At 36.1% G+C, this 22,077-nt stretch carries 29 protein-coding genes and 1 riboswitch; of the genes, 1 reads left to right on the top strand and 28 read right to left on the bottom strand.

Annotated features, from left to right (window positions below; genetic code table 11):
* Position 1: 1 nt before the first annotated feature.
* The 28 genes from Q9317_RS07690 to Q9317_RS07825 all read right to left on the bottom strand — a co-directional run bounded on the left by Q9317_RS07690 (position 2) and on the right by Q9317_RS07825 (position 21,614).
* Positions 2-655, bottom strand: coding sequence for a DUF1803 domain-containing protein (locus Q9317_RS07690; protein WP_003101570.1), 654 nt, complete (start codon positions 653-655; stop codon positions 2-4).
* Positions 656-756: 101 nt separating this feature from the next.
* Complete coding sequence (locus Q9317_RS07695; protein ID WP_003101572.1) at positions 757-1,221, bottom strand: DUF8821 family protein; 465 nt, start codon at positions 1,219-1,221, stop codon at positions 757-759.
* Positions 1,221-2,156 (bottom strand): manganese-dependent inorganic pyrophosphatase, encoded by a 936-nt coding sequence (locus Q9317_RS07700; RefSeq protein ID WP_003101574.1) that lies wholly within the window; start codon positions 2,154-2,156, stop codon positions 1,221-1,223. Before Q9317_RS07700 ends, Q9317_RS07695 begins: the two co-directional genes overlap by 1 nt.
* 111 nt (positions 2,157-2,267) lie before the next feature.
* The gene (gene pflA, locus Q9317_RS07705; protein ID WP_031239152.1) at positions 2,268-3,059 is read right to left on the bottom strand and encodes a pyruvate formate-lyase-activating protein; all 792 of its coding nucleotides are present in this window, start codon (positions 3,057-3,059) and stop codon (positions 2,268-2,270) included.
* Between the two features lie 171 nt (positions 3,060-3,230).
* On the bottom strand, positions 3,231-4,565 hold the full coding sequence (locus Q9317_RS07710) for a hemolysin family protein (protein ID WP_003101582.1): 1,335 nt from the start codon (positions 4,563-4,565) through the stop codon (positions 3,231-3,233).
* A 112-nt stretch (positions 4,566-4,677) separates the two neighbouring features.
* Complete coding sequence (gene aroB, locus Q9317_RS07715) at positions 4,678-5,754, bottom strand: 3-dehydroquinate synthase (protein WP_003101586.1); 1,077 nt, start codon at positions 5,752-5,754, stop codon at positions 4,678-4,680.
* Entirely contained in the window at positions 5,745-6,494 is a 750-nt protein-coding gene (locus tag Q9317_RS07720; RefSeq protein WP_003101588.1) for a bifunctional 3-deoxy-7-phosphoheptulonate synthase/chorismate mutase, read from the bottom strand. The genes aroB and Q9317_RS07720 overlap by 10 nt, the downstream gene beginning before the upstream one ends.
* Before the next feature lie 100 nt (positions 6,495-6,594).
* Positions 6,595-7,137: a tRNA 5-(aminomethyl)-2-thiouridylate-methyltransferase MnmM gene (mnmM, locus tag Q9317_RS07725; RefSeq protein ID WP_003101590.1), complete on the bottom strand. Its 543-nt coding sequence runs from the start codon at positions 7,135-7,137 to the stop codon at positions 6,595-6,597.
* 14 nt (positions 7,138-7,151) lie between these two features.
* Positions 7,152-7,937 (bottom strand): ABC transporter permease subunit, encoded by a 786-nt coding sequence (locus Q9317_RS07730; RefSeq protein WP_003101592.1) that lies wholly within the window; start codon positions 7,935-7,937, stop codon positions 7,152-7,154.
* The gene (locus tag Q9317_RS07735; RefSeq protein WP_003101594.1) at positions 7,934-8,764 is read right to left on the bottom strand and encodes an ABC transporter ATP-binding protein; all 831 of its coding nucleotides are present in this window, start codon (positions 8,762-8,764) and stop codon (positions 7,934-7,936) included. Before Q9317_RS07735 ends, Q9317_RS07730 begins: the two co-directional genes overlap by 4 nt.
* Positions 8,765-8,784: 20 nt before the next feature.
* A complete protein-coding gene (mnmL, locus tag Q9317_RS07740) occupies positions 8,785-9,708 on the bottom strand; it encodes a tRNA modification radical SAM protein MnmL/YtqA (RefSeq protein ID WP_003101597.1) in 924 nt (307 codons plus the stop codon).
* 69 nt (positions 9,709-9,777) lie between these two features.
* On the bottom strand, positions 9,778-10,428 hold the full coding sequence (locus Q9317_RS07745; RefSeq protein WP_003101599.1) for a phosphatase PAP2 family protein: 651 nt from the start codon (positions 10,426-10,428) through the stop codon (positions 9,778-9,780).
* Entirely contained in the window at positions 10,429-10,992 is a 564-nt protein-coding gene (locus tag Q9317_RS07750) for an ECF transporter S component (RefSeq protein WP_003101601.1), read from the bottom strand.
* Between the two features lie 77 nt (positions 10,993-11,069).
* Positions 11,070-11,192: riboswitch (FMN riboswitch) on the bottom strand.
* Between the two features lie 102 nt (positions 11,193-11,294).
* Positions 11,295-11,840, bottom strand: a complete 546-nt coding sequence (locus Q9317_RS07755) for a tRNA (cytidine(34)-2'-O)-methyltransferase (protein ID WP_017794611.1) — start codon at positions 11,838-11,840, stop codon at positions 11,295-11,297.
* Positions 11,841-12,028: 188 nt separating this feature from the next.
* Positions 12,029-12,271 carry a membrane protein insertion efficiency factor YidD gene (yidD, locus tag Q9317_RS07760; RefSeq protein WP_003101613.1) on the bottom strand — a complete coding sequence of 81 codons (243 nt, stop codon included), beginning with the start codon at positions 12,269-12,271 and terminating at the stop codon, positions 12,029-12,031.
* Positions 12,268-12,990 carry a pseudouridine synthase gene (locus Q9317_RS07765; RefSeq protein WP_003101614.1) on the bottom strand — a complete coding sequence of 241 codons (723 nt, stop codon included), beginning with the start codon at positions 12,988-12,990 and terminating at the stop codon, positions 12,268-12,270. The genes yidD and Q9317_RS07765 overlap by 4 nt, the downstream gene beginning before the upstream one ends.
* 31 nt (positions 12,991-13,021) lie before the next feature.
* Positions 13,022-13,573 (bottom strand): SMC-Scp complex subunit ScpB, encoded by a 552-nt coding sequence (gene scpB, locus Q9317_RS07770; RefSeq protein ID WP_016356103.1) that lies wholly within the window; start codon positions 13,571-13,573, stop codon positions 13,022-13,024.
* Positions 13,573-14,277: a segregation/condensation protein A gene (locus tag Q9317_RS07775; protein WP_003101616.1), complete on the bottom strand. Its 705-nt coding sequence runs from the start codon at positions 14,275-14,277 to the stop codon at positions 13,573-13,575. The genes scpB and Q9317_RS07775 overlap by 1 nt, the downstream gene beginning before the upstream one ends.
* A complete protein-coding gene (gene xerD, locus Q9317_RS07780; protein WP_003101618.1) occupies positions 14,277-15,020 on the bottom strand; it encodes a site-specific tyrosine recombinase XerD in 744 nt (247 codons plus the stop codon). The genes Q9317_RS07775 and xerD overlap by 1 nt, the downstream gene beginning before the upstream one ends.
* Positions 15,013-15,480, bottom strand: coding sequence for a cyclic-di-AMP-binding protein CbpB (gene cbpB, locus Q9317_RS07785; RefSeq protein WP_003101621.1), 468 nt, complete (start codon positions 15,478-15,480; stop codon positions 15,013-15,015). The genes xerD and cbpB overlap by 8 nt, the downstream gene beginning before the upstream one ends.
* Positions 15,477-15,998, bottom strand: coding sequence for a metallophosphoesterase (locus Q9317_RS07790; RefSeq protein WP_003101622.1), 522 nt, complete (start codon positions 15,996-15,998; stop codon positions 15,477-15,479). The genes cbpB and Q9317_RS07790 overlap by 4 nt, the downstream gene beginning before the upstream one ends.
* Complete coding sequence (locus tag Q9317_RS07795; protein ID WP_003101624.1) at positions 15,974-16,975, bottom strand: nucleoside-triphosphate diphosphatase; 1,002 nt, start codon at positions 16,973-16,975, stop codon at positions 15,974-15,976. The genes Q9317_RS07790 and Q9317_RS07795 overlap by 25 nt, the downstream gene beginning before the upstream one ends.
* On the bottom strand, positions 16,972-17,766 hold the full coding sequence (gene racE, locus Q9317_RS07800) for a glutamate racemase (RefSeq protein ID WP_003101625.1): 795 nt from the start codon (positions 17,764-17,766) through the stop codon (positions 16,972-16,974). Before racE ends, Q9317_RS07795 begins: the two co-directional genes overlap by 4 nt.
* A gap of 180 nt (positions 17,767-17,946) precedes the next feature.
* Entirely contained in the window at positions 17,947-18,186 is a 240-nt protein-coding gene (locus tag Q9317_RS07805) for a YneF family protein (protein ID WP_003101627.1), read from the bottom strand.
* A 109-nt stretch (positions 18,187-18,295) separates the two neighbouring features.
* Positions 18,296-19,534 carry a diaminopimelate decarboxylase gene (locus Q9317_RS07810; RefSeq protein ID WP_003101629.1) on the bottom strand — a complete coding sequence of 413 codons (1,239 nt, stop codon included), beginning with the start codon at positions 19,532-19,534 and terminating at the stop codon, positions 18,296-18,298.
* 100 nt (positions 19,535-19,634) lie between these two features.
* Positions 19,635-20,324, bottom strand: coding sequence for a Bax inhibitor-1/YccA family protein (locus Q9317_RS07815; protein WP_003101631.1), 690 nt, complete (start codon positions 20,322-20,324; stop codon positions 19,635-19,637).
* Between the two features lie 12 nt (positions 20,325-20,336).
* Entirely contained in the window at positions 20,337-20,837 is a 501-nt protein-coding gene (locus Q9317_RS07820; RefSeq protein ID WP_003101632.1) for an HD domain-containing protein, read from the bottom strand.
* 39 nt (positions 20,838-20,876) lie between these two features.
* Positions 20,877-21,614 (bottom strand): TrmH family RNA methyltransferase, encoded by a 738-nt coding sequence (locus Q9317_RS07825; RefSeq protein ID WP_003101634.1) that lies wholly within the window; start codon positions 21,612-21,614, stop codon positions 20,877-20,879.
* A 111-nt stretch (positions 21,615-21,725) separates the two neighbouring features.
* Between Q9317_RS07825 and Q9317_RS07830 the strand changes: the two genes are divergently transcribed.
* Positions 21,726-22,004, top strand: a complete 279-nt coding sequence (locus Q9317_RS07830; RefSeq protein ID WP_003101636.1) for an acylphosphatase — start codon at positions 21,726-21,728, stop codon at positions 22,002-22,004.
* Positions 22,005-22,077 lie beyond the last annotated feature (73 nt).

Below are 22,077 nucleotides of genomic sequence, written 5' to 3' on the forward strand. Positions count from 1 at the left end.
TTTATTTGGCATAAAATGACATTTTTTCTTTATCCAATGCCATTGTCAACTTGTATTTCGTGCTTTCAACTTCTTCAATATAACCTAATAGTACTAAGGCTTGACAAAAAATATCTGGCCTTTTTTGCATGACAATATCTTTTCGCAAAAATTTAGCTAAAAAAGTCGTCAGATACTTCATTGCATAAGCTTCATTAACATCTCCAAGTAAATCAAATAATGGTTTTTGCTCATCTGAAACAGCTTGTCCTCTTGTCAGACGAGAAAAATAGTTCGACAAGCTCAAGCGCCTTCTTTGAAAATCTGTTTTTTCAAAAATCAGAAGGTCATTTGTGCTATTCTTTAGACAGGTCTCAAACTCTAAGGCCATCAATTGATGATACCTGTCACTGCAGTCATCACAAAACATCATTTGGTCTAACTCAAGGCTATTGATTTCCTCATTTAAGGGTAGCTTTAAATAATAGCGTTTTTCTGAGCGAATAATATAACCTGCTCTAACAAATGCTTCAATATGCTTATCAATAGCCTCAACATCAAAAAAAGCTTTCTTGATGTGACGTAAGGTGACACCCTCATTGTCCCATAGAAAATTGATCACTTGTTGAAAAAATGGCGTTTGGGTTAATTTGTCTGGATTAATAACAATCAACATAATAGCATTTCGTCCTCTCTTTAAACATCCTGGCACGCCCTTTTAACATTCTTATTAGCTGTAACAAAGAAAGGGCTGAAAAAAAGTGGGAGAACCCACTTCTAAAGATATTCTCCTTTGATAACAAAGAACGTTCCTCTAATCTCACCAGCTAATTTTGACCGTTGGCGAGCAAATTTAAATTTGCCTTCAAATTCTTTAGGGATGTCAATACCATTTGACAATTTAAAGCCAACTGCACGTTTGCCGCCTTCTTCTAGGGTATACAAGACATTAACTGCAAGACCATTATCGTAGTAGACATGTGACCAAAGAATACCATCTACCTCAAACTGAGAAAGGCAAAGGGCTTGATAAGGAAAAACCATATCGCGCTCACTTAAGACCTCTTCAATAAAAGGTAAAATTTCTGGTTTTTCTTCTGGTGTAAAGACTTCATAAGTTAATTGATATTTATTCCAGAAGTAGCGAGCCTCGTTAGCTCTTAGGCCTGCAAGCACTTCTTTAACTGGACTTTTGTCTAACAAGTGAGTTTCAACTTCTTTAAAATTGACTGTATAACTCATTAGTTTGCAAAACTCTCAGTTAATTGAGGCACAACTTGTTTCTTACGGGAAACAGCGCCTGCTAAAAAGGCATGGTTATCTTCTAGTTTAAAGTTAAAGGCAGCTTCAACTTTGTCCATGTTAGCCCCTAAAGCTAAAATTTCTGAGTTTGAATTTACAATATCAGTAATCATAAGAACAAAGTCAGAATAACCTTCTTTAGCCATAGCTTCTAAGATAGCAGCTTCAATTGCAACTTTACGCTCTAAAACTTCTGCAATATCAACTGTATTTACTTGTGCTACACGTACATTATTGCCATTTAATTCAAAAGTTTTAGCATCAATATCAATCAATTCCACTTCTGTTTTACTTGCAAGATTAGTACCTGCTTTAAGCAAGGACATGCCATAATCTTCTAAATTAACTTCTGCGAGTTCAGCCAATTCTTCAGCAACTTTATGGTCTGTCATGTGAGTTGTTGGAGATTTTAATAACAAAGTGTCTGAAATCAGCCCAGAAAGAAGCAAACCTGCAATTTCTTTTGGCACTTGAACACTATGTTCTTTAAACATGCGATAAACAATTGATGATGCTGATCCAACTGGTTCCAGACGCATGAACAGTGGATTGGCTGTTTCAAAATTAGCGACACGGTGATGATCTACAACGCCATAAACAGTCACTTCACTAATATCTGAAATGGACTGTTGGAATTCATTATGGTCTGTTAAAATAACCAATTCAGCGCCTTCAGCTTTTGCTGATGCAACAAGACGAGGTGCAGTAACACCAAAGTAATCCAAGGCGAAACTGGTTTCTTCATTAGGAGTTCCTAGTGCTACCGCCTCAGTATCCAAACCGTAAGCATTTTTTGCTAAATAGGCAAAAGCGTAAGACGATGCGATGGCATCTGTATCAGGATTTTGGTGACCAAAAACTAAAACTTTAGACATTGTTATACCTCATTTTATTCTTTCATTACTGTATATTCTAGCAGAAATAGACTTGAAAATCAAAGCCTCTTACTGAAAATAAAAAGAAGTGAATAATACCTTATTCACTCCCTATGATTTATGAACACGGTTCATGTATTCCGTGTAAGATTCTGTTTTCATAATCGTTTTAGCGTTTTGGACCCTTTGCTGTGTTGGAGGTTTTACACCTTCTAATGGATATGGAATGCCCAGCTCACGCCATTTAAATTCTCCCATGGTGTGATAAGGAAGTATTTCAAATTTATCAACATTTTTTAATCCTGATACAAAGTCTCCTAAACGCTCCAAATGTTCATCAATATCTGTCAAGCCCGGTACTAAGACATGACGAATCCAAACAGGAATGCCTTTATCAGATAAATATTGGGCAAAAAGTAAAATATTTTTATTGGACTGTTTGGTAACAATCTTGTGTTGTTCCGCATCAATTTCTTTCAGATCTAAGAGCACTAAATCAGTGACAGCCAACAATTTTTCCAGTTGTTCATGATAAGCTTCTGTTGGACGGTAGGTAAAGCCACAGGTATCTAATGTTGTATGAACACCCAGTTTTTTAGCTTCAATAAAGAGTGCTGTGATAAAGTCAATTTGAAGCATGGCTTCGCCACCTGAAACAGTGATACCACCACTTTTACCCCAAAAATGCCGATACTGCAAGGCCTCTTTTAAAACATCACTAACCGTACGTTCTTTGGAATTATTGGTTTCCATTTGCCAAGTGTCTGGATTGTGACAATATTGGCAGCGCATTTTGCAACCTTGCATAAAAATAATAAAACGGACACCTGGGCCATCTACTGAACCAAAACTTTCAGTTGAATGGATCATACCGGTTACTTGTCCATAATCTTGTTCCAATATTGTTTCTCCTTTCACCTTAACATTAAGTAAGCATTTTCATTATATCCTTTTTCAAAAAAAAAGACTAGGAATTCTCCCAGTCTCTCTTGATATTCTGTTCTATAGTAAAGTATTGATTCCATAGCACTAGATAAAGATACTCCAATAAGCTGGTAACTTTTCAAGTGATGCTTAATCTTGCTCTGAGTTCTGTTCTATATTAGAAATCATCAATTTCAGTTTGGTGATACGACCGTCTTTAACTTTATCATTGATTAAGGTTAAATGCTTGCCATTACTATCACACTCAAAATGTTCTTTTTCTTCTTGACTTGGTATTGTTCCAATACCAGTCAGATAAAAGCCTGCAATGGTATCTACGTCATCACTTTCAAGTTCGGTTTCAAAAAACTCATTAAATTCATTGAGTGTCATGGTTCCAACCACAATATAGGTGTCTTCGCCAATAACATGCACAAACTGCTCTGCTTTGTCAGTTTCATCATCAATTTCACCAACGATTTCCTCTAACAAGTCCTCAAGTGTCACAAGACCAGCTACACCACCATACTCATCAAGCAAAATAGCCATTTGATTTTGTGTATTTCGTAATTGTCTAAGCAAATCGTCCACAAAAATCGTTTCTGGAACAAACAAAGGTTCTTGAAGGATTCGTCTCATGTTGATGTTTTCAAAGCCATTTCGAAAACCTGCTTCAAGTAAGCGTTTGGTATGAACAAGTCCAATCACTTTATCTTTATCAACATCGTAAACAGGAATTCGTGAAAAGTTTTGTTTTAAAATATCTTGAATATTCTCTGAGGTATCATCATTGATATCAATCATAAAGGCATCCGTTCTTGGAACCATCACTTCACGCGCCATCATTTCATCCAAAGAGAAAATTCCTTGAAGCATTTCAATTTCTTCAGCATCAAGAGTTGCTTCGCTGTTTGATAACATGTATTCAATTTCATCACGTGTCATCTGTGCATCAGCATCATCAAATGTCATTGGTGTTATACGACTAAGTAAATTGGTTGAAGCTGATAAAAACCAAACAAACGGACTAACTAATTTGCCCAAAGCAATAATAACTGGTGCAGAAACAATTGCCAATTTATCCTTCAGATTCATCGCAATTCTTTTAGGATAAAGTTCTCCTAAAACAATTGAAATATAGGTTAAAAAAATCAATGAAATAATGCTTCCAGCGGTCTGTGCAGTGGCAGAGCCACCCAACCAATTTGAAAAAACTTTTCCAAGAGAAGCTGATAAACTAGCCCCTGACAAAAGGCCAATAAAGGTAATACCGACCTGAATCGTTGATAAGAAATGATTAGGTTGTTCTAAAACATTTAATAAACGAATGTATTTTTTATCACCTTCTGCAGCTTTTTGCTCCACTCGTGACCGGTTTAAGGATACTAATGCCATTTCACTGGCTGAGAAGAATGCATTTAACAAGGTTAAAACAAACAGTAATAAAAATTGAAAATATAAGGGCTGACTCACAGGGTCTTCCATTAATTGTTACTCCTAAAAATAATATAGTAAGACTATTATAACACATTATTAGTCACTTACCTTAGTGATGGCATCGAAATTCCATAAAAAATGTCTTTTGATGCCGCCTAAATTAAGGTAATGCCAATAATTCTTGCATTTGCGTGATAAAAGAGTAATCTTCTTTATCAATACGATAAAGCGTAAAACCAGAATCAAGCGGTAAAATAAAGGCTATCTCTTGAGCGCTATTTTTTTTATCTGTTTTTAAGACCTCAAATAGGCTACTTGCTTTAAGTAAGGTCGCATCAACCTCTATTGGTAAGCCATAAGTCACAAGCATTTGTTCTAAACGCTCAAAATGATACGTCGACAATTTAGCCTCTTGTCTTGCTACTTTTGCTTCAAACATCATACCAATGGCAATTGCTTCACCATGCAAATAAGCATCATGATTTGTCAACGTCTCAATGGCGTGACCGATGGTATGACCAAAATTGAGAGAGAGGCGGTCATGGCCATCCCATTCATCTCTTTCAACGATTTTCTTTTTATTATTAACCGCCTGGTAGATGATTTCTTTTAATAACTTCGAATCATGCTGGTTTGCAAATACGGTAAGTTTTTCAAATAAAACTTGGTCATGTATAAAAGCTATCTTAATGATTTCACTCATGCCACAAGAAAATTCCCGTTTAGGTAAACTTGCTAAAAACAAGGTTGAAATAATAACAGCATTAGGTGGGTAAATCGCTCCAATAATATTGGTAAATTCTTTAAAATGAACACCAACCTTCCCTCCAATACTGCTGTCAACTTGACTCAACAAGGTAGTTGGGATTTGAATATACTGAATTCCTCTATTAAAAGTTGCAGCAACAAACCCACCTAAATCACCAATAACACCTCCACCAACTGTTATTAAATAGTCTTTCTTAGTAAAGTTTAAATCAAGTAATTTCTCATACATCAGGCTGGCCTGCTCTAAAGACTTAGAATTGCCTCCTGATGGAACAATATGAACCGTGGCTTGATATGCTTTTTCAAATCTTGCAAACAAGTCCTGATACAAAGCATATACATTGTCATCTGTCACAAAAAAGAATTGTTTTTCTTCTGATCTTTCAACAACCCTACTCAAGGCTTCCAAGACATCATCCTCAAATAAGACAGTATAATCTTTTAAGCGAGAACTGATTTTTAACTCCATAAGCTTTTCCCTAGTTCCTCAAATTGCTCATAATTAATTTGCTGCTCAGCATCAGATAGAGCTTCCTCAGGATTGGGGTGAACTTCCATCATAATACCATTAGCTCCAATAGCACGCGCAATTTTAGCTGCTGGCAACAATAAATCTCTTCTACCTGTTGAATGCGAAACATCCACAATAATTGGTAAATCAACCTTTTGTTGGATGATAGGCACAGCCATAATATCTAACATGTTGCGTGTTTCAACATCATAACCTCTAACACCTCTTTCACAGAGTATAATGTTCTTCTTGCCATTTTCTTGTAAATACGATAAGGCACCAAGGTATTCACTAATGGTTGACATAAGACCACGTTTAAAAAGAATAGGTTTCTCGATAGTAGACAACTCTTTTAACAATTCAAAATTCTGCATATTGCGTGAACCAATTTGAATGAGATCAAGGTAATCATAAGCTTCTTCTAATTGCTTAGCTGACATGATCTCACTGACTGATTTTAAGGAAAATTCTTGACAGACCTCTTGCAAATAGCGCACACCTGTCACTCCTAAGCCTTGAAATGACTCTGAGTTGGTTCTAGGTTTATAAGCACCACCTCTGAAGTATTTATAGCCTAAGCGCTTGACCTGTTCAGCTGACCTTCTAATTTGTTCATATGATTCTATGGAACACGGTCCAACAATAAAATTGTTTTTATCACATGTTCTACTGGAAAAATCCAGCATAATCTTATCCATTAACGACTCCTTTTTTAGTCTCTTTTATTCTTTCTTCTCTTTCAACACTGTTTTTGTGACTCTTAACAAAACTAAGCCTTGGTCACATCACAGTATCATCTTAACCTATTTTTTCAATCATCAGTAAAAATGGTGGTGTGTTGATTTGATTAATAGCTTGGTATGTCATAACCGTCAACATGTTTTGATTTAACTTCTCTAGGTAGTCAAAAAGAGCATCTTTTTCCCTATCACCACCTTCATGACCATAATAAACCATAATAGCGATGCGCCCACCAATTTTTAGCCTTGTAATAGCTTTCTCTAAAGCCATTAAGGTTGTACGAGGCTTTGTGATAATAGTTTTGTCAGCTCTTGGCAAATACCCTAAGTTAAAAATCGCAGCATCAATTTGGTCCACATAAGCGTCTAAATGTTCATGCCCATCCAAAATCAAATCAACATTTGTGATTTCAGCCAGCTCTAACTTTTGTCTGCTGGATTCAATTGCTTCTTCTTGAATATCAAAAGCATAAACCTTAGCAACTTTAGGGGCAAAAAAGAGGGTATCATTTCCGTTTCCGACAGTTGCATCAATCAAAATACTCTCTTTATTTAAAATCTCACTCAAAAATTCATGAGACATTTCTATTGGTCGTTTCAAACAAGCCATCCTCTCTAAGTATTAATATCACGTTTTGCATAGATAATTTTTGCCATAAACACTGAACACATTGAAAGGGCAAAAGCAATTACTATCAGTGTCCAATTAATTGAAGTGTTAGCAAAGCGATCTGTAGCGTTGGCGTAGTAAAAAGGAGTTAAATATTTCACATAATCCATATGCTCAACAATGCGGCAAATCATATCCATAAAATACATTAATAAGACAAGTCCCATACCTAATCCAGCCATTTTCTTTTTAAATAGTGCTGAAAAGGCAAATGTAAGACTCCCTATCTCCACCTGTAGCAACAAGACAAGTAAGTGGTATTGGATAAAGGCAGTCTCATTAAAAGGCATGTCAACCTTTAGTAAGGCAAGCCACTCCAAACTAATAGCAATTAGATTAAAGAGTAAGCTATTTATTAGCAAGCTGATATACTTATGATTCACTACTTTTTGACGACCAAGTGGTAAAGTCAATAAAAACTCGGCAGTATGTCCTTCTTCTTCTTTGGCTAATAAATCCACTCCTAAAAGTGCTCCAAACATAGCTGCTCCCAAAGTGTAAATCAAAGCAATTTCAGCCGCATAATAACCACTTAATGTGGCAATGGAAACCTTATCCATACCAAAAGCCTTTGAAACCCCACCCATGTCTTGATAAAGACTTGAAATGTCTTTCATACTATCAGCGACACTCTCATAAAGCAATATGCAAAGTGCACTTCCTAAACCAACTGAAATAGCCCATATCAAGAGGCTTTTTCTAGACTGACGCAATTCATGTTTTATAATCATTTGCTATCCTCTTCATAATAGTGTCTAAACATTTCTTCCAAACTAGGCTCTTCAATTAATAAATCGTCAACCTGCATGCTTATAAGCTCATTCAATAATGCAGACACTTGCCCTTCAAAAGTAAAGGTCTTAGACTGATCATTTTTCCAAGTGGTTACAATTTTCTTTTGGCTTTTGATTAAGACGTCCACCCGATCAACAGCCATTAATTTCCCTTTTTTAAGGATAGCTATGCGGTCACAATATGCCCTAACCTCAGACAAAACATGAGAGGATAAGAAACACGTTTTTCCATTAGCTTTCGCTTCTAAGAGCAATTGAAAGAAACGTTCTTGCATCAGTGGGTCCAATCCTGACGTTGGTTCATCCAAAATTAATAAATCTGGTTGATGCTGCATGGCACAAACAATACTAACTTTTTTGCGATTCCCTAAGGACAGGTCTTGAATTTTTTGATGTAGAGGAACTTCTAATAATTGGCAAATACGATCCGCCTCACGACGACAATCTTTTTTATGGGATTTGGCAGCAAAACGAATCACTTCCTTGACAGTCATATTAGGGTAAAACATAGCTTCTGAAGGCATGTAGCCAATATGCTCTAGCTTATCTTCAAACCTAAGATATTGATTTTCAAAAAGACTAATGCTACCTTTTTGATAAGAAATCAACTCAAGAAGACATCTAATTGTCGTTGATTTTCCAGCACCATTTGCCCCTAAAAAGCCAAAAATTTCTCCCTTTTCAACACTCAAGCTTAAATTGTCCAGAGCCAACTGTTTTCCGTACATTTTGGTCACATTCTTAATATCAATAATGTTTGTCATGCTCTTAGACCTTCTCTCTTTTATTTCTCGAGACGACACCCTTGATAAGAATTACGCCTCTGCATTTCTTTATCTATAGCATTTAGCACTTCCCACTTCTTTAAACTCCACATGGGCCCAATCAGCACGTCTCTTGGTGCATCACCTGTAATGCGATGAATAACAATATCTTTTGGAATAATTTCTAATTGATCACAAATAATAGAGACATAGTCTTCTTGGCTTAATAATTGCAACCGCCCCTCATGATAATCTCTTTGCATGCGTGTGTTTGTCATCAAGTGTAAAAGATGCAACTTGATGCCTTGAATAGCATTATCTGTGACGCAACGCCGAACATTTTCTAACATCATCTCATGGGTCTCTCCAGGAAGACCATTAATCAAATGCGATACAATATCAATTTTAGGGAACTTACGAAGACGTTTGACCGTTTCCTTGTAGAGGTCATACGAGTGCGCTCTATTAATTATGCGTGAGGTTTCTTCAAAGGTTGTTTGAAGTCCTAACTCAACTGTAACATGCATCCGCTCAGATAATTCAGCCAAATAAGCAATAGTCTCATCAGGTAAACAGTCTGGCCGAGTACCTATATTAATTCCAACCACGCCAGGTTCATTAATAGCTTGTTCATAACGTTGTCGAATCACCTCAACAGTGTCATGAGTATTGGTAAAATTTTGAAAATAAACCAAATACTGATTGACGTCTGGCCATTTACGGTGCATAAAATCAATTTCTTTATAAAATTGCTCCCTAATTGGAGCATCAGGCGCTACAATAGCATCTCCTGATCCTGAAACCGTACAAAAGGTACACCCACCATGTGCCACAGTTCCATCACGGTTAGGACAGTCAAATCCAGCATCAATAGGCACTTTAAAAATTTTTTGACCAAATAGCTTTCGATAGTAATCATTTAGAGTCTGGTATCGTTTTTTCATACTTCTTATTTTAACACAATAAAAAAAGGAAAAACGCTCTTTCGATGATTTTTCCTCACTTATAATTCCTTACTGCTGTTTTGAATGAAATCGCCACTCAAATCGTTTTTTGAGATAATAGGGATAAATTAAATTTAAAATGCCATAACCCAAAACAAAACCAGCAAAAACATCTGATGGATAATGCACGCCCAAATAGATTCTCGACAAGCCTATTAATAAAATAAGAAAACCTAGAATTAACTGCATCGAATACTTCAAAAAACCATGTTTGACCCGATCATGGATGATGATAATAAGTGATCCTAAGATTAAAAAACTACCTAAGGAATGACCACTTGGAAAGGAGAAGCCACCAGCATGAACTAAATGTTCTAAATCTGGTCTGATACGTTGATAAACCTGTTTGAATGCAACAATTAAAATACCTGCTATAGCACCATTAATCAGCACCAACAAGGCCTCTATTTTCCATTTTTTTATGTAGAAAATAGCTGCGAATAAAAAAACAAGAATAAATTGCGTCAGCACATTTCCCATAACAGTTATGGCCTTAAACATACTTGTTAAGTGACTTGGCAACTGTCCTCGCACAGCATTTTGAACATAACTATCAAACCCATGCAAGGTATTGGGATAAAACTGGACAGTATAGCCAATCATAACAAAAATCAGGAAAGCAAATGATGACTTGAGTAAATAATGTTGTTTGTTTGTCATTTAAATGGTATATCTTTCTATTATTGGTCTGCAAGCAAAGTAAATGAAATAAAATGAAAGTGCAAAAGCTAGACCTTCAACAAGATTAAAGGGAATAACCATTGAAACCATGTATTTGGTTAAACCAATATAAGCTGAAATATCAAAATTTGCAAACTTAGCATACAAAGGAACGGCATAAAAATAGTTCAATAACACCATAACAAGGGTTAAAGAAAGCGTTCCTAAAACACTAGCAAAAACAAATTGACCTCTATTCTTTTGGGGTTTCCAAACCAAGGCAAATAAGGTAACAAAGGTTGCTAGTGCAATGATATTCATTGGTAAACCAATAAAATCATTAATGCCACTGTTATTGAGAATCAATTTGAGAAGTGACCGCAATATAAGAATCAAGTAAGCGTGCTTAAGGTCAATCAAAACCAGTCCCAACAAAACAGGGATAATACTAAATTCAATCTTAAGGAAACTTGCTCCTGGAATGATTGAAAAGCTAAAAAACATCAGGATAAAGGATAAGGCTGATAAAATTGCAACCATTACCAAACGATGTGTTTTTGACATAAAAAAGTTCCTCCAATTTTTTCAAATTGAAAGAAGTTCCTTCGTAGTTGAGTACACTAAAAAAGCAACTCAAAAAACCCGGTCTTCTCTCATCCAGACTTTACTGTCGGTTGTGGAGTTTCACCACATCAGCTTGCGCTCGCGGACTTCTATTTCTAGTCACCGCCGGTCGGGAATTACACCCTGCCCTGAAGACACTTATAGGATATCAAAAAAATCTTTTATTAGCAAGGTTTTGCCCTTAGTAAAGACTACAAAAAAAAGATTAAAACCATTGTGTTTCAATCCATCTTAATATTTCCTTATTTTAATTTGTCATTGTCGTAATGATGACTTAATTCTAAGCCTTGAAATTCTTGCTGTCTTAAGGCTTCATAAACAATCATGCAGACTGTGTTAGACACATTAAGGCTTCTGACATGTTCATCATTCATTGGTATTCGTAAGACTTCTTTTTCATGTGAACGCATAAAGTCTTCTGGTAAGCCTTTGTCCTCACGGCCAAAAATAAAATAATGATCATCCTCATCTGCAAAATTTTCTTGGCTATAGGTTTTTTCAGCGAATTTACTAATTAGATGTAGTTTCCCCTGACAATTTGCTAAGAATTCTTCTAAATTCTCATAAAAACGGACATCTAATTTATCCCAATAATCAAGACCAGCTCGCTTCATTTTACGATCATCAATTGGAAATCCCATAGGTTTAATAATGTGTAACGGAGCATTTGTAGCAGCACATGTTCTTGCAATATTTCCTGTATTTTGTGGAATTTGAGGTTCAAATAAAACCACATGGTTCTTACTATCAGCTTCTCTATACTTGTTTTTTTCAATATCAACTGTCATTGTCAAATCCATTTCTTAAATCATAAAAAACCACACTGCCCGGAGTCACGCTCAGCAAACAATGTGGTTGATGGTGATTCATTAACTTAAATCATAACAGGTTTGATTTAAACCAACGAATGCTTATTTGTTATTATATCACTTTGAAAGGCATTGTCAATTGTTTTAGCTGATAATATCACATAATCTCAGCTTTTTTTGTGTCTTTTTAAGGTAAACTTATCAGGTACCGGATCTTCTCCCCCCTCAACAAAAGGATGACACCTTAAAATCCTAGCAATTCCCATTAATAGCCCTTTTAAACCATGCTTTTCAAGGGCCATAATCATATAAGTTGAACAGGTCGGTCGATAACGACAAGTCCCTGGAAAAAGTGGTGATATTGACTTCTGATAAACTTTGACTAGCCAAATAAGTAGATTCTTTATCATCTATCTGTTGTTGCAAGATTGTGCAGTTGACTAACTTCTTTTTTAGACAGACGGCGAGCTTCACCTGGCCTTAAACCAGTTAAATCTAATGTGCCAAAACGCGTCCGTGATAATTTATCAACTAAAAGACCAACAGATTCAAACATCTTTTTAACCTGATGATTTCGTCCCTCATGAATCGTTAGTTCAACAATTGATCTATTCTTATCAGCTTCCACACGGATAATATTGTACCGAGCCGGTTTCGTCTTTTTACCATCAATGACCACACCACGGGTTAACGGACGAAGATTTTCTTTCGTTGCAATCCCTTTTACACGGGCAAGATAAACCTTATCAACTTCATTACGAGGGTGGATCAATTTATCTGTAAAATCACCATCATTTGTCAAGATTAGTAAACCAGAAGTATCCCAATCCAAACGTCCTACAGGATAAATACGCTCTTTAACTTGTGGCAATAACTCAATAACTGTCTTACGGCCTTTATCATCTGAAACACTTGAAATCACACCACGAGGTTTATTGAGCAAATAATAAACTTTTTCCTCATTATAAATTGGGCTTCCTTCAACTTCAACCACATCACCAGACTTAACTAATGTTGCTAATTCTCTTACCACTTGACCATTTAATGTAACCAAACCTTGTTTAATTAATTCTTCGGCTTTACGACGGCTTGCAACACCGGCATGTGCAATGTACTTGTTAATTCTCATTTTTTCTCTTTCCTATCCATTCTTAGTTGGATTAATCATTATTGTTAAATAATGCAACTTCTTGATCTTCAATTTGCAAGGATGAAACATTAATCAATTCATCCAAGTGATTGATTCCCATATAATCCAAAAAGTAATCACTGGTTGCATATAAATTAGGACGACCAATAACATCTTTTTTGCCTGCTTCTTTAACTAAATCAAAAGCAATTAATTTACTCAAAGCGCCACTGGAATTAACACCACGAATATCATCTATCTCAACTCTTGTAATGGGTTGCTTATAAGCTACAATTGATAACACTTCTAAGCTTGCTCTTGACAAACTTTGATTGATTGGTGTTTTAGCATAAACTCTTAAAAGGTCTGCATAGGCTTCTTTTGTCACCAATTTATAAGTTTGAGATGATTCAATTAAACATAACGCTGACGCATCATCATCTGCATATTTTTCTGATAATTTTTCTAACTGCTGTTGTAAAGCTGTTGGGGTCAACGACAAGAGGGTTGCTAAATTACGGACACTCAACCCCTCTTCTCCAGCTACAAATAAAAGTGCTTCAATCTGAGACAAATAGCTCATCAGGATTCCTTTCTCAATATAATGTCGGCAAAATTATAATCCTGCTCAACTGTAACAAATTGAACCTTGATTAATTCTAGAGTGGCCAAAAACAAGGTAATGACCTCATTAATATTAGAACATTCCTTAAAGACGTCCGTTAAAGGTAAAAGCTTTTGATGCTCCAATTTACTTTCAAGATGTTTCATCATGTCTTCAATACGGTAGTCTTCTCTTTCAATAACAGTGTGAGTGTTCTTAAATTCTTCTTGCTTAACAGTCATGATTTTTGAAAAGGCTAAAAACAAATCCATAACAGAGGTATCTGTTTTCAGTTTAATGTCTTCAAAAATAAGTTCTTGCTTGGGCTTTGAAAAATAAAGGGCCCGTTGCTCATGTTGCTTGGCTAAATCCTGACTCAACTCTTTAAAACGACTATATTCTTCAATTTTACTTAAAAGGTCTATTTCAGGATCTGTCTCATCAGGTTCAGCTTCAACCATTTTTGGCAAGAGTCTACGACTTTTGATAAGCATTAATTGACTAGCCATCAGCATGTAGTCTCCTGCCACTTCAAGTTTCATGGCTTGTAAGGTTTCAATATAAGCCAAATATTGTTCAATAACCTCAACAATAGGAACTTCATAAATGTCAACCTGATATTTTGAAACCAGATGCAAGAGTAAATCAAGCGGCCCTTCAAAATCTTTAATTTTTATATCCATTAATGTCTGTAATACTTTTCTAGTGTTATTGGGCTTTTTAGGCCAAGAATCTGACTTAATTCAAGCATTGATTTTCCAGCATTTTTTTCTTTTATAATAAACTGTTCACGCAGTTTTTGCGCAGACAAATCAGCCAAATTGAGTGATTCCAAAAATTGACGCAATTTATTAAAATACCATTGTCTTGAAAAAACGTGATCCATATGATCAAACAAATAGGTATGTGATGCATCCAAGATATTTTCAAGATAGGGGATCATTTGGGATGGCAATGGCAAAACCCTCACGTTTTTATGATTTCTAATCGTCAAAACCTGAAAATTTAAATCAAAATCTGTTACTTTTAAGTTTGCCATTTCATTTGGTAAAAGTCCCAACTCCAATATCAATAGTGCAATCAATTGTCCTTCTTGATAGGGCGATTCTTGATAACATAATGTGCTATCCAACTCAGCAGGACACTGAGAGTCACTCACAAGTTTTATTTTTTCTGTTAGCTTTAAATAATCAGGATAATAATGCTTCTGATAAAGAAAGAGTAAAAATTGATTGACCGTTGAATATTTCCTTTTTTTAGCTGACAAACTAAGAGGTGCCATTTTTTTCTGATAAAGAAGCAACTTGTCATCAGATAATTTATGTGAAATGGTCTCTAAAAATTGGTTTAAATCGTAACGATAAGCTTTTTCGGTATTTTCAGATAGGTTTTTTTCTTTTAAAAACAAGTCAATTAATTCAATCATTTTTAGCCACAATTGTATAATCTTCTGTAAAATCATGTAATAGACTATTTACAGCCTTTAAAATTGATTTTCGCGTAATAATACCAATAAACTGATTGTTAGCATTAACCACAGGCAAAAATGGAAATTCAACTAACTTATGCATGATTAAGGTCAAACTTGACTCAACTGATATGGCATCAATTTTAGTATTGACCATATTACCAATATCCGTCTGATTCATTTCCCAATCAGTCAACTGGTGTTTAGCCTGATAATTCATGATATCAGAAATACTAATGGTTCCTTTGTATTCCTTATCTTTCGTAATAACAGGAACCCTTGAAAAACCATTACTGACTAACAATAACATAACATGATCTGAATTATGAGTATCAATGAAAATAGCCAAATCATCTGCTGGGATGAGGTAACTGTCTAAGTGTTGAAGGATAAAGCTTTCAAATTCTTTTGCAATCATCGGTTAAATTCCTTAGTTAATGAGGGATAAAGCTCATGGTTTCGGTTGAAAAACTCTACTTTTATGCTATCAGTTGACAGTTGAATACGCGCATATAAGGTTTCATTGACGTCACCACGTGGTTGAGAAACACTGCCTGGGTTGACAAAAATCGTTTGCCCAAGTTTCCAGGCAGCCGGACGATGCAAATGCCCATAAAGGCATAAAGTGGCGCTTTTTTCTTGAGCAAAATAATCTAACCTGTCCCAAGTGAAATTGATTTGGTATAAATGACCGTGTGTTTGTGCGATAATATCTCCATCCAAATCAATCACTAAATCATCACAATAAGCACTGTCGTAATCACAATTGCCTCCAACTACATGAATACCTTGCCAGATAGGATCTGAAGCTTGCAGTTCAGAATCCCCATTATGGAAAATGGCATCAACTTGCCCTTCATATTTTCCCTTAATTGCTGCAACAATATCTCGGTCACCGTGCGAATCACTCATTACAATGATAGTTTTGCTTGCCATTTTGGAAATACCTCTACTAATTTTTTAACAGCCTGCCCTCTATGTGATAGAGCATTCTTTTCTTGAGAACTGAGTTCTGCTGAATGTTTACCTGTTTCACCCACAATAAAAAGTGGGTCGTAACCAAAGCCATTTTCTCCTTTAGGTTGAAAAGCAATATACCCTGGCCAGTCAGCTTCAACAACTAAGCTATCACAATCTGGAGCAGCCACTACCAAAGTCGTATGAAACTGCGCTGAGCGATCTTTCTGTTCAAAAACCATTGAAAGTTCATGTAAGAGTTTAGCATTATTCTTTTCATCTGTAGCATCAGGTCCTGAAAAACGAGCTGACCAAACACCTGGTAACCCCCCCAATATATCAACTTTTAAACCAGAATCATCCGCAAGAACCATCTTTCCAGTTAATTTTGAAATGCTTTCAGCTTTTAAACGTGCATTTTCTTCAAAAGTCGTTCCAGTTTCTTTTACTTCTGGAAGTTCTGGGTAAGCATTCAAGTCTTCCACCTCATAGCCCAAAGGTGCAAACAAGGCTTTAAATTCTTCTGTTTTTCCCTTATTATGTGTTGCCACCAAAAGTTTTTTAGGAGCTGTTGATGCTATGTCTGAAAATAAGTCTGATTCCTTAAGGCCATCTTTTGGTAAGATTACTGCTCGGACTTTACTTCCGTCACTAATTAAGATGGCACCATTATGTCTGCGAGCAAGAAGATGACTGCTCGTTTCTTGATTAATCATATCAAGAACAAAAGAAATCAGAGAAAAATCTGAACTTTTCTTGATGACAGTTATTGCGTAACCAAAGTTATCCCAATCTTGTTCTTCAATCGTATTTGTATTCAACTGAGAGAGCACTTGATTAAGTCTTGCCAAATCCTCATTAATCAGATTGCCAACTTCCTCTATGCTATTATACCCATTCCACTTGCCTACAAACCAATTGTCATTATCTTTAAATTCATAAATTTTTTCACTCATAGGTCAATATGCTCCACATCTATTTTTTCATCTAGCCAATGACTAGCAATTGCTTGAAAACTCTCTCCACTTGCGGTTGTATAAAAGTGATGTTCTTCCTTTAAAACGTGTCTACTTGAATTAATCTGAAAATAATTAAGTAAAACAGAAATATCTCGAACACATTCTGCTCCACTATCAATTAGGGTGACTTGCGGCCCCATAACATTTTGAATAATTGGTCTTAACAACGGGTAATGCGTACACCCTAAAACAAGGGTATCAACTTTACCTACTAAAGGGGCTAAGGTTTCATAAACTACTTTTTTAGCCACACTAGATTGTGTCTCATTAGACTCCACAATAGGGACAAACTTAGGACAGGCTAAGCTTTTCACTGCCACTTGTGGGGCTAAGAGTTGGATTTTTTTCCGGTAAATATCTGAGTTAACCGTCATTGGTGTGCCAATAACGCCAACTTTCCCATTTTTGGTTGATTTAATAGCTGCGCTTGATCCCGGTAATATAACCCCTAAAACGGGAATTGAAAGGGCTTCTTTGACTTCTTCCCAAGCTACAGCAGTTGCTGTATTGCAGGCAAAGACAATCATTTTAACGTCTTTTGTCAATAAAAAATTAACCAATTCCCAGGTGTATTCTCTTATTTGCTCGGCAGGTCTTGGACCATATGGAGCTCTGGCAGAATCACCAATATAGACAATATTTTCATAGGGGAGCTGCCGCATCAATTCACGGACAACTGTTAGTCCTCCTACTCCTGAATCTAAAAAACCAATTGGTCTATTATCCATGAAAACTTCTTCCTATTTGATATAAAAAACTCAGTTGGTAGGAGCCAACTGAGTTTTGCTTTGAACCCTGAACAGTTGACAACTCTAATCGAAAGGATAAAAGTAGGTTTACTTCTACTATCACTGACTGTTCACTTGAATGCATTAAAGTGAAGCATTTGCTCACTTCAAATTAAGGGATTATTTTCCTTTAGCTGTAGCAGCCTTAGATTGTTTAACAATGTTGCGATATGTTTGTTGAATTTTGGCTTCACTAGGTTTTTGACCCATTTGACTCATCATTTCACGGATAGCTTCTGGAGTTAAACGTGGGTGCTCGCCAATTTCTTTTTCAATTTGTTTACGGGCGATAAAAATGCCTCCAAAAAGACCTGCAGCAAGAGCCAAAATAATAAGTAAAATCCAAATAGTTGTAGACATAGATATATAATTCTCCTAGTTTTTTATTCTATTTATTATACCAAAAAATGCTTGTTTTTACAAATAACAGTCGTATTTCTTTAGCCTTGTTTTTAGAGAAAGCAATTCCTTAAAAATCAAACCCTCTAATCGTTGCAAAATAATCTTCTGGCTCTTCAGCTCTTCTAATCAAGCGTACATCACCTGACTCTTCAAGAAGAATTTCAGCAGACCTCAAACGACCATTATACTGATAGCCCATTGAAAAACCATGTGCTCCCGTATCGTGAATGACAAGCAAATCACCAACCCTGGCTTGAGGTAAAAGCCGGTCCTTAGCAAATTTATCATTATTCTCACAAAGAGAACCAACAACATCAACTTTTTCCAGGTCACCTCTAGGATTTGACAGGTTTGTAATATGGTGATAAGAACCATACATAGCTGGTCTCAACAAATTAACTGCCGATGCATCAACACCAACATAGTCCTTATAAGTTTTCTTACGGTGCAGCACTTTAGTCACCAAATGACCATGTGGGGCAAGCATAAAGCGACCAAGCTCTGTATAGATCGCTAATTCACCCAAGCCTTTTGGTAGTAAAATCTCATTAAAAGCTGCCTCTACACCCTTACCAATGATTGCAATAGCGTTAGCTTTTTCTTCTGGACGATAGTTGACACCAATACCACCCGATAAATTAACAAAAGCTAGGGAAATCCCCAATTTCTCCTTGATTTCCACCGTTAAAGCAAATAAGTCTCTGGCAAGCTGCGGGTAATAATCATTTGTAACTGTATTGGAGGCAAGAAATGAATGAATCCCAAATTCTTCCACACCAGCTGCCTGTAAATCTTGTAATCCTTGGAAAAGCTGCTCTTTTGTCATTCCAAACTTAGATTCTGCCGGATGGTCCATAATAGTCGTCCCTAAAGAAAATACACCTCCTGGGTTATAACGTAAAGACAATCGTTTAGGTAAGGGCATTGATTCTTGTAAAAAAGCAATTTGTTCATAAGCATCTAAATTTATTGTCGCACCAATGCTTTTAGCATACTGGTATTCCCTTGCAGGCGTATTATTAGAGGAAAACATAATATCAGTAAAACCCAATTCTTGTGCCATCATTAATTCAACTTCCGTTGCACAATCCAAACCACAATTTTCCTCTTTTAGTATTTTTAAGATTGCTGGGGTAGGGGTCGCTTTCACTGCAAAGTATTCTTTAAAACCCTTATTCCAAGAAAAAGCTTGGTTTACGGCTCTGGCTTTTTCACGAATTCCCTTTTCATCGTACAGGTGAAAAGGAGTGGGATATTGTGCAACAATTTTTTCTAAGGTATTTCCAGTTACAAATGGCTCTTTCATATCTATTCTCCGAATCTTCAAAATATTAGAAGTATTATATCACAAGTCCTGATTTAAAGACACAATAAAAACTAGCCTCCCTTGAGACTAGCTAGTAACATTAGTCATTGCGACCAAAAATACGTAATAAGCTGATAAACAAGTTAATAAAATCAAGGTACAAACTTAGGGCCATTGACACCGCCCAGCCATCATTAACTTGACCATCAGTAGCTTGGTAAACACGCTTAATCATTTGATTGTCTGAAGCAATCAAACCTGAAAAAATCAAAACAGATACAATACTAATCAGATAGCTTACCGTACCACTTGCCATAAAAAGATTAACTAGACTAGCAATGATTATACCAATTAAGGCTGCCATCATAGCTTTACGAAGCCCTGACAAGTCTTTTTTAACTTTAGAGCCAATAACAGCCATTGCAAAGAATACCGCAGCTGAAGATAAAAAGGCTTGAAGCACTGTCGTTTGTGCATAAGCTGCAATGATAAAACTTAAAGTAAATCCATTTAAGGCTGAGAAAGTCAAAAAGAGCGGTAAAGCAGCTGGTGTATTTTTTTGTGCTGCGCTACTAGAGACAAAAACTAAAATCAGCTCTATAATAGTTGCCCCATAATAAACCCAAGGGTGGGCACCAATAATGCTAATTAAATTAGCCCTAAAAGGATATAACATGAGGTAAGAAACAAAGGCTGATAAGCCAATTCCCATACCTACTAGGCTATATATTTTAGCATAAAATTGATTCAATCCAGAATCCGTTCTGGTGTAAATTGCTTGATTATCCATAATTTCTCCTTTTTAACGATTGTGACTATTAAGCGTTTTACGTTTAAAGAAGCGTCTTTTTGCCCAACGCTTTCGCATTGGAGTTACAGCTTCTTTAACAGCCCAATATTTGTCAACCATAGTAACGATATAGCTTTCTTTATACCGTGGAAAGGCAACTGTTGCTCCCCACATGTGTTTTAAAATAATGTCTTCTTCTTTTTTATTCAAATCAGTCAGTTTTCTAGCATTTCTAACAGCAATCCTTGGGTGTATCCAAGCATGGCTTTTATTAAATTTTGTTACCCGCCAATCATAATAGAAAAAATCATGAAGAAGCCCACCACGAGCCGTACTTTTTGCATCCCAACCAAAACGTTTAGCCATTTTATAACTAGTGTAGGCCACATTTATAGAATGTTCCAAACGCGTGGAGTGGTGATGTTGTACGATGCCATCCAATTTTTGAAAACGCGGGTGATCAATCAAATGCCCCACATGTTCCATAAACTCTTGGTCTTGCCTATATTTCATATAGTATCACCTCTCATGGCCATATTATATCATATTTGCTTAAATCAAACTGAAAATAAGTATTCCTGCTGCCACAGCTACATTTAAACTTTCTGCTTGCCCAGGCATGTTAATATGGACTAATTGACTGGACAGCTCTGCCATCTCAGGGCTAATGCCCTGACCTTCATTGCCCATAACCAAAACAAAAGAATCCGGTTTTTCAATTTTTTGATAGTCTATAGAGTACTCTGATAGAGTCGTTGCCAAAACAGCTATCCCATTTTCTGTCATTTGCCGGCAATAATCGTAGACATTTGTTCGCCACACAGGTAAGTGAAAATGACTACCTTGCATAGACCTGATGGTTTTTGGATTATAAAGATCCGCTGATTTTTCCGATAAAATAACCCCATCAAAACCTGCTGCATCAGCAGTTCTTACCAGGGTTCCCAAATTTCCAGGATCTTGAACATCCTCTAACAAGAGGTATTTCCCAGGAAAGTTGCAAGGACTACCAAAATCAGGAAAGGCAATCTCAGCAATAATTCCTTGAGGTGTTGGAGAATCAGTCAACTCCTTAAGCACTTCAAACGTAACACAAGTAATGGGCAGATGTTCTGGAATTCTTGAGCACATCTCCTCTTCAACAAAGATATTCAAAAACCTTTGCTTGGATTTTAGAGCTTCTTCAAAAAGGTGCCAACCTTCAATGAGGTAGGAAGTTTTCCGGTTTTTCTTTACTAATAATTTTTTACTTGATTTAATCAAGGGGTTTGCTTTTGAACTTATTATCATGCTTCTATTATACCATATTCTCTTATCTTAGGATTTCAAAGGCTTAGGATTGGCTGGCTTTTTCTTAATTTTAACTGGGACTGTGTTATAATGAAGAAAAAGGAGATAGAGATGAAAAAAGTACGATTAATTGTTTCTGGAAGAGTCCAAGGTGTAGGTTTTCGCTATTCAACTTATGCCCTTGCACTTGAAATTGGTGATATCTATGGCAGAGTATGGAATAATGATGATGGCACCGTTGAAATTCTTGCTCAATCTGATAAGGCTAGTAAAATAGCTCTCTTTATACAGAAAATTCGTAAAGGTCCCTCTAGATGGTCAAAAGTCACTTATTTAGACGTGAAAATGGACAATTTCCCCGATTATAAGGATTTCAAAATGGCCAACTAAAATTCCAGCTACAGAACTATTGTTAATTTAACAAAAAAACAGTAGAATAGATAAGTATACTAAAAATTAAAGG

Source organism: Streptococcus iniae, assembly GCF_030732225.1.
Taxonomy (GTDB): domain Bacteria; phylum Bacillota; class Bacilli; order Lactobacillales; family Streptococcaceae; genus Streptococcus; species Streptococcus iniae.

What these genes read in the sequence shown, in the direction of transcription:
- Q9317_RS07690 (WP_003101570.1), bottom strand. Translation starts at nt 655, where the DNA reads ATGTTGATTGTTATTAATCCAGACAAATTAACCCAAACGCCATTTTTT.
- Q9317_RS07695 (WP_003101572.1), bottom strand. Translation starts at nt 1,221, where the DNA reads ATGAGTTATACAGTCAATTTTAAAGAAGTTGAAACTCACTTGTTAGAC.
- Q9317_RS07700 (WP_003101574.1), bottom strand. Translation starts at nt 2,156, where the DNA reads ATGTCTAAAGTTTTAGTTTTTGGTCACCAAAATCCTGATACAGATGCC.
- Q9317_RS07710 (WP_003101582.1), bottom strand. Translation starts at nt 4,565, where the DNA reads ATGGAAGACCCTGTGAGTCAGCCCTTATATTTTCAATTTTTATTACTG.
- aroB (WP_003101586.1), bottom strand. Translation starts at nt 5,754, where the DNA reads ATGGAGTTAAAAATCAGTTCTCGCTTAAAAGATTATACTGTCTTATTT.
- Q9317_RS07720 (WP_003101588.1), bottom strand. Translation starts at nt 6,494, where the DNA reads ATGGATAAGATTATGCTGGATTTTTCCAGTAGAACATGTGATAAAAAC.
- Q9317_RS07730 (WP_003101592.1), bottom strand. Translation starts at nt 7,937, where the DNA reads ATGATTATAAAACATGAATTGCGTCAGTCTAGAAAAAGCCTCTTGATA.
- Q9317_RS07735 (WP_003101594.1), bottom strand. Translation starts at nt 8,764, where the DNA reads ATGACAAACATTATTGATATTAAGAATGTGACCAAAATGTACGGAAAA.
- mnmL (WP_003101597.1), bottom strand. Translation starts at nt 9,708, where the DNA reads ATGAAAAAACGATACCAGACTCTAAATGATTACTATCGAAAGCTATTT.
- Q9317_RS07745 (WP_003101599.1), bottom strand. Translation starts at nt 10,428, where the DNA reads ATGACAAACAAACAACATTATTTACTCAAGTCATCATTTGCTTTCCTG.
- Q9317_RS07750 (WP_003101601.1), bottom strand. Translation starts at nt 10,992, where the DNA reads ATGTCAAAAACACATCGTTTGGTAATGGTTGCAATTTTATCAGCCTTA.
- Q9317_RS07755 (WP_017794611.1), bottom strand. Translation starts at nt 11,840, where the DNA reads ATGACAGTTGATATTGAAAAAAACAAGTATAGAGAAGCTGATAGTAAG.
- yidD (WP_003101613.1), bottom strand. Translation starts at nt 12,271, where the DNA reads ATGATAAAGAATCTACTTATTTGGCTAGTCAAAGTTTATCAGAAGTCA.
- Q9317_RS07765 (WP_003101614.1), bottom strand. Translation starts at nt 12,990, where the DNA reads ATGAGAATTAACAAGTACATTGCACATGCCGGTGTTGCAAGCCGTCGT.
- scpB (WP_016356103.1), bottom strand. Translation starts at nt 13,573, where the DNA reads ATGAGCTATTTGTCTCAGATTGAAGCACTTTTATTTGTAGCTGGAGAA.
- Q9317_RS07775 (WP_003101616.1), bottom strand. Translation starts at nt 14,277, where the DNA reads ATGGATATAAAAATTAAAGATTTTGAAGGGCCGCTTGATTTACTCTTG.
- xerD (WP_003101618.1), bottom strand. Translation starts at nt 15,020, where the DNA reads ATGATTGAATTAATTGACTTGTTTTTAAAAGAAAAAAACCTATCTGAA.
- cbpB (WP_003101621.1), bottom strand. Translation starts at nt 15,480, where the DNA reads ATGATTGCAAAAGAATTTGAAAGCTTTATCCTTCAACACTTAGACAGT.
- Q9317_RS07790 (WP_003101622.1), bottom strand. Translation starts at nt 15,998, where the DNA reads ATGGCAAGCAAAACTATCATTGTAATGAGTGATTCGCACGGTGACCGA.
- Q9317_RS07795 (WP_003101624.1), bottom strand. Translation starts at nt 16,975, where the DNA reads ATGAGTGAAAAAATTTATGAATTTAAAGATAATGACAATTGGTTTGTA.
- racE (WP_003101625.1), bottom strand. Translation starts at nt 17,766, where the DNA reads ATGGATAATAGACCAATTGGTTTTTTAGATTCAGGAGTAGGAGGACTA.
- Q9317_RS07805 (WP_003101627.1), bottom strand. Translation starts at nt 18,186, where the DNA reads ATGTCTACAACTATTTGGATTTTACTTATTATTTTGGCTCTTGCTGCA.
- Q9317_RS07810 (WP_003101629.1), bottom strand. Translation starts at nt 19,534, where the DNA reads ATGAAAGAGCCATTTGTAACTGGAAATACCTTAGAAAAAATTGTTGCA.
- Q9317_RS07815 (WP_003101631.1), bottom strand. Translation starts at nt 20,324, where the DNA reads ATGGATAATCAAGCAATTTACACCAGAACGGATTCTGGATTGAATCAA.
- Q9317_RS07820 (WP_003101632.1), bottom strand. Translation starts at nt 20,837, where the DNA reads ATGAAATATAGGCAAGACCAAGAGTTTATGGAACATGTGGGGCATTTG.
- Q9317_RS07825 (WP_003101634.1), bottom strand. Translation starts at nt 21,614, where the DNA reads ATGATAATAAGTTCAAAAGCAAACCCCTTGATTAAATCAAGTAAAAAA.
- Q9317_RS07830 (WP_003101636.1), top strand. Translation starts at nt 21,726, where the DNA reads ATGAAAAAAGTACGATTAATTGTTTCTGGAAGAGTCCAAGGTGTAGGT.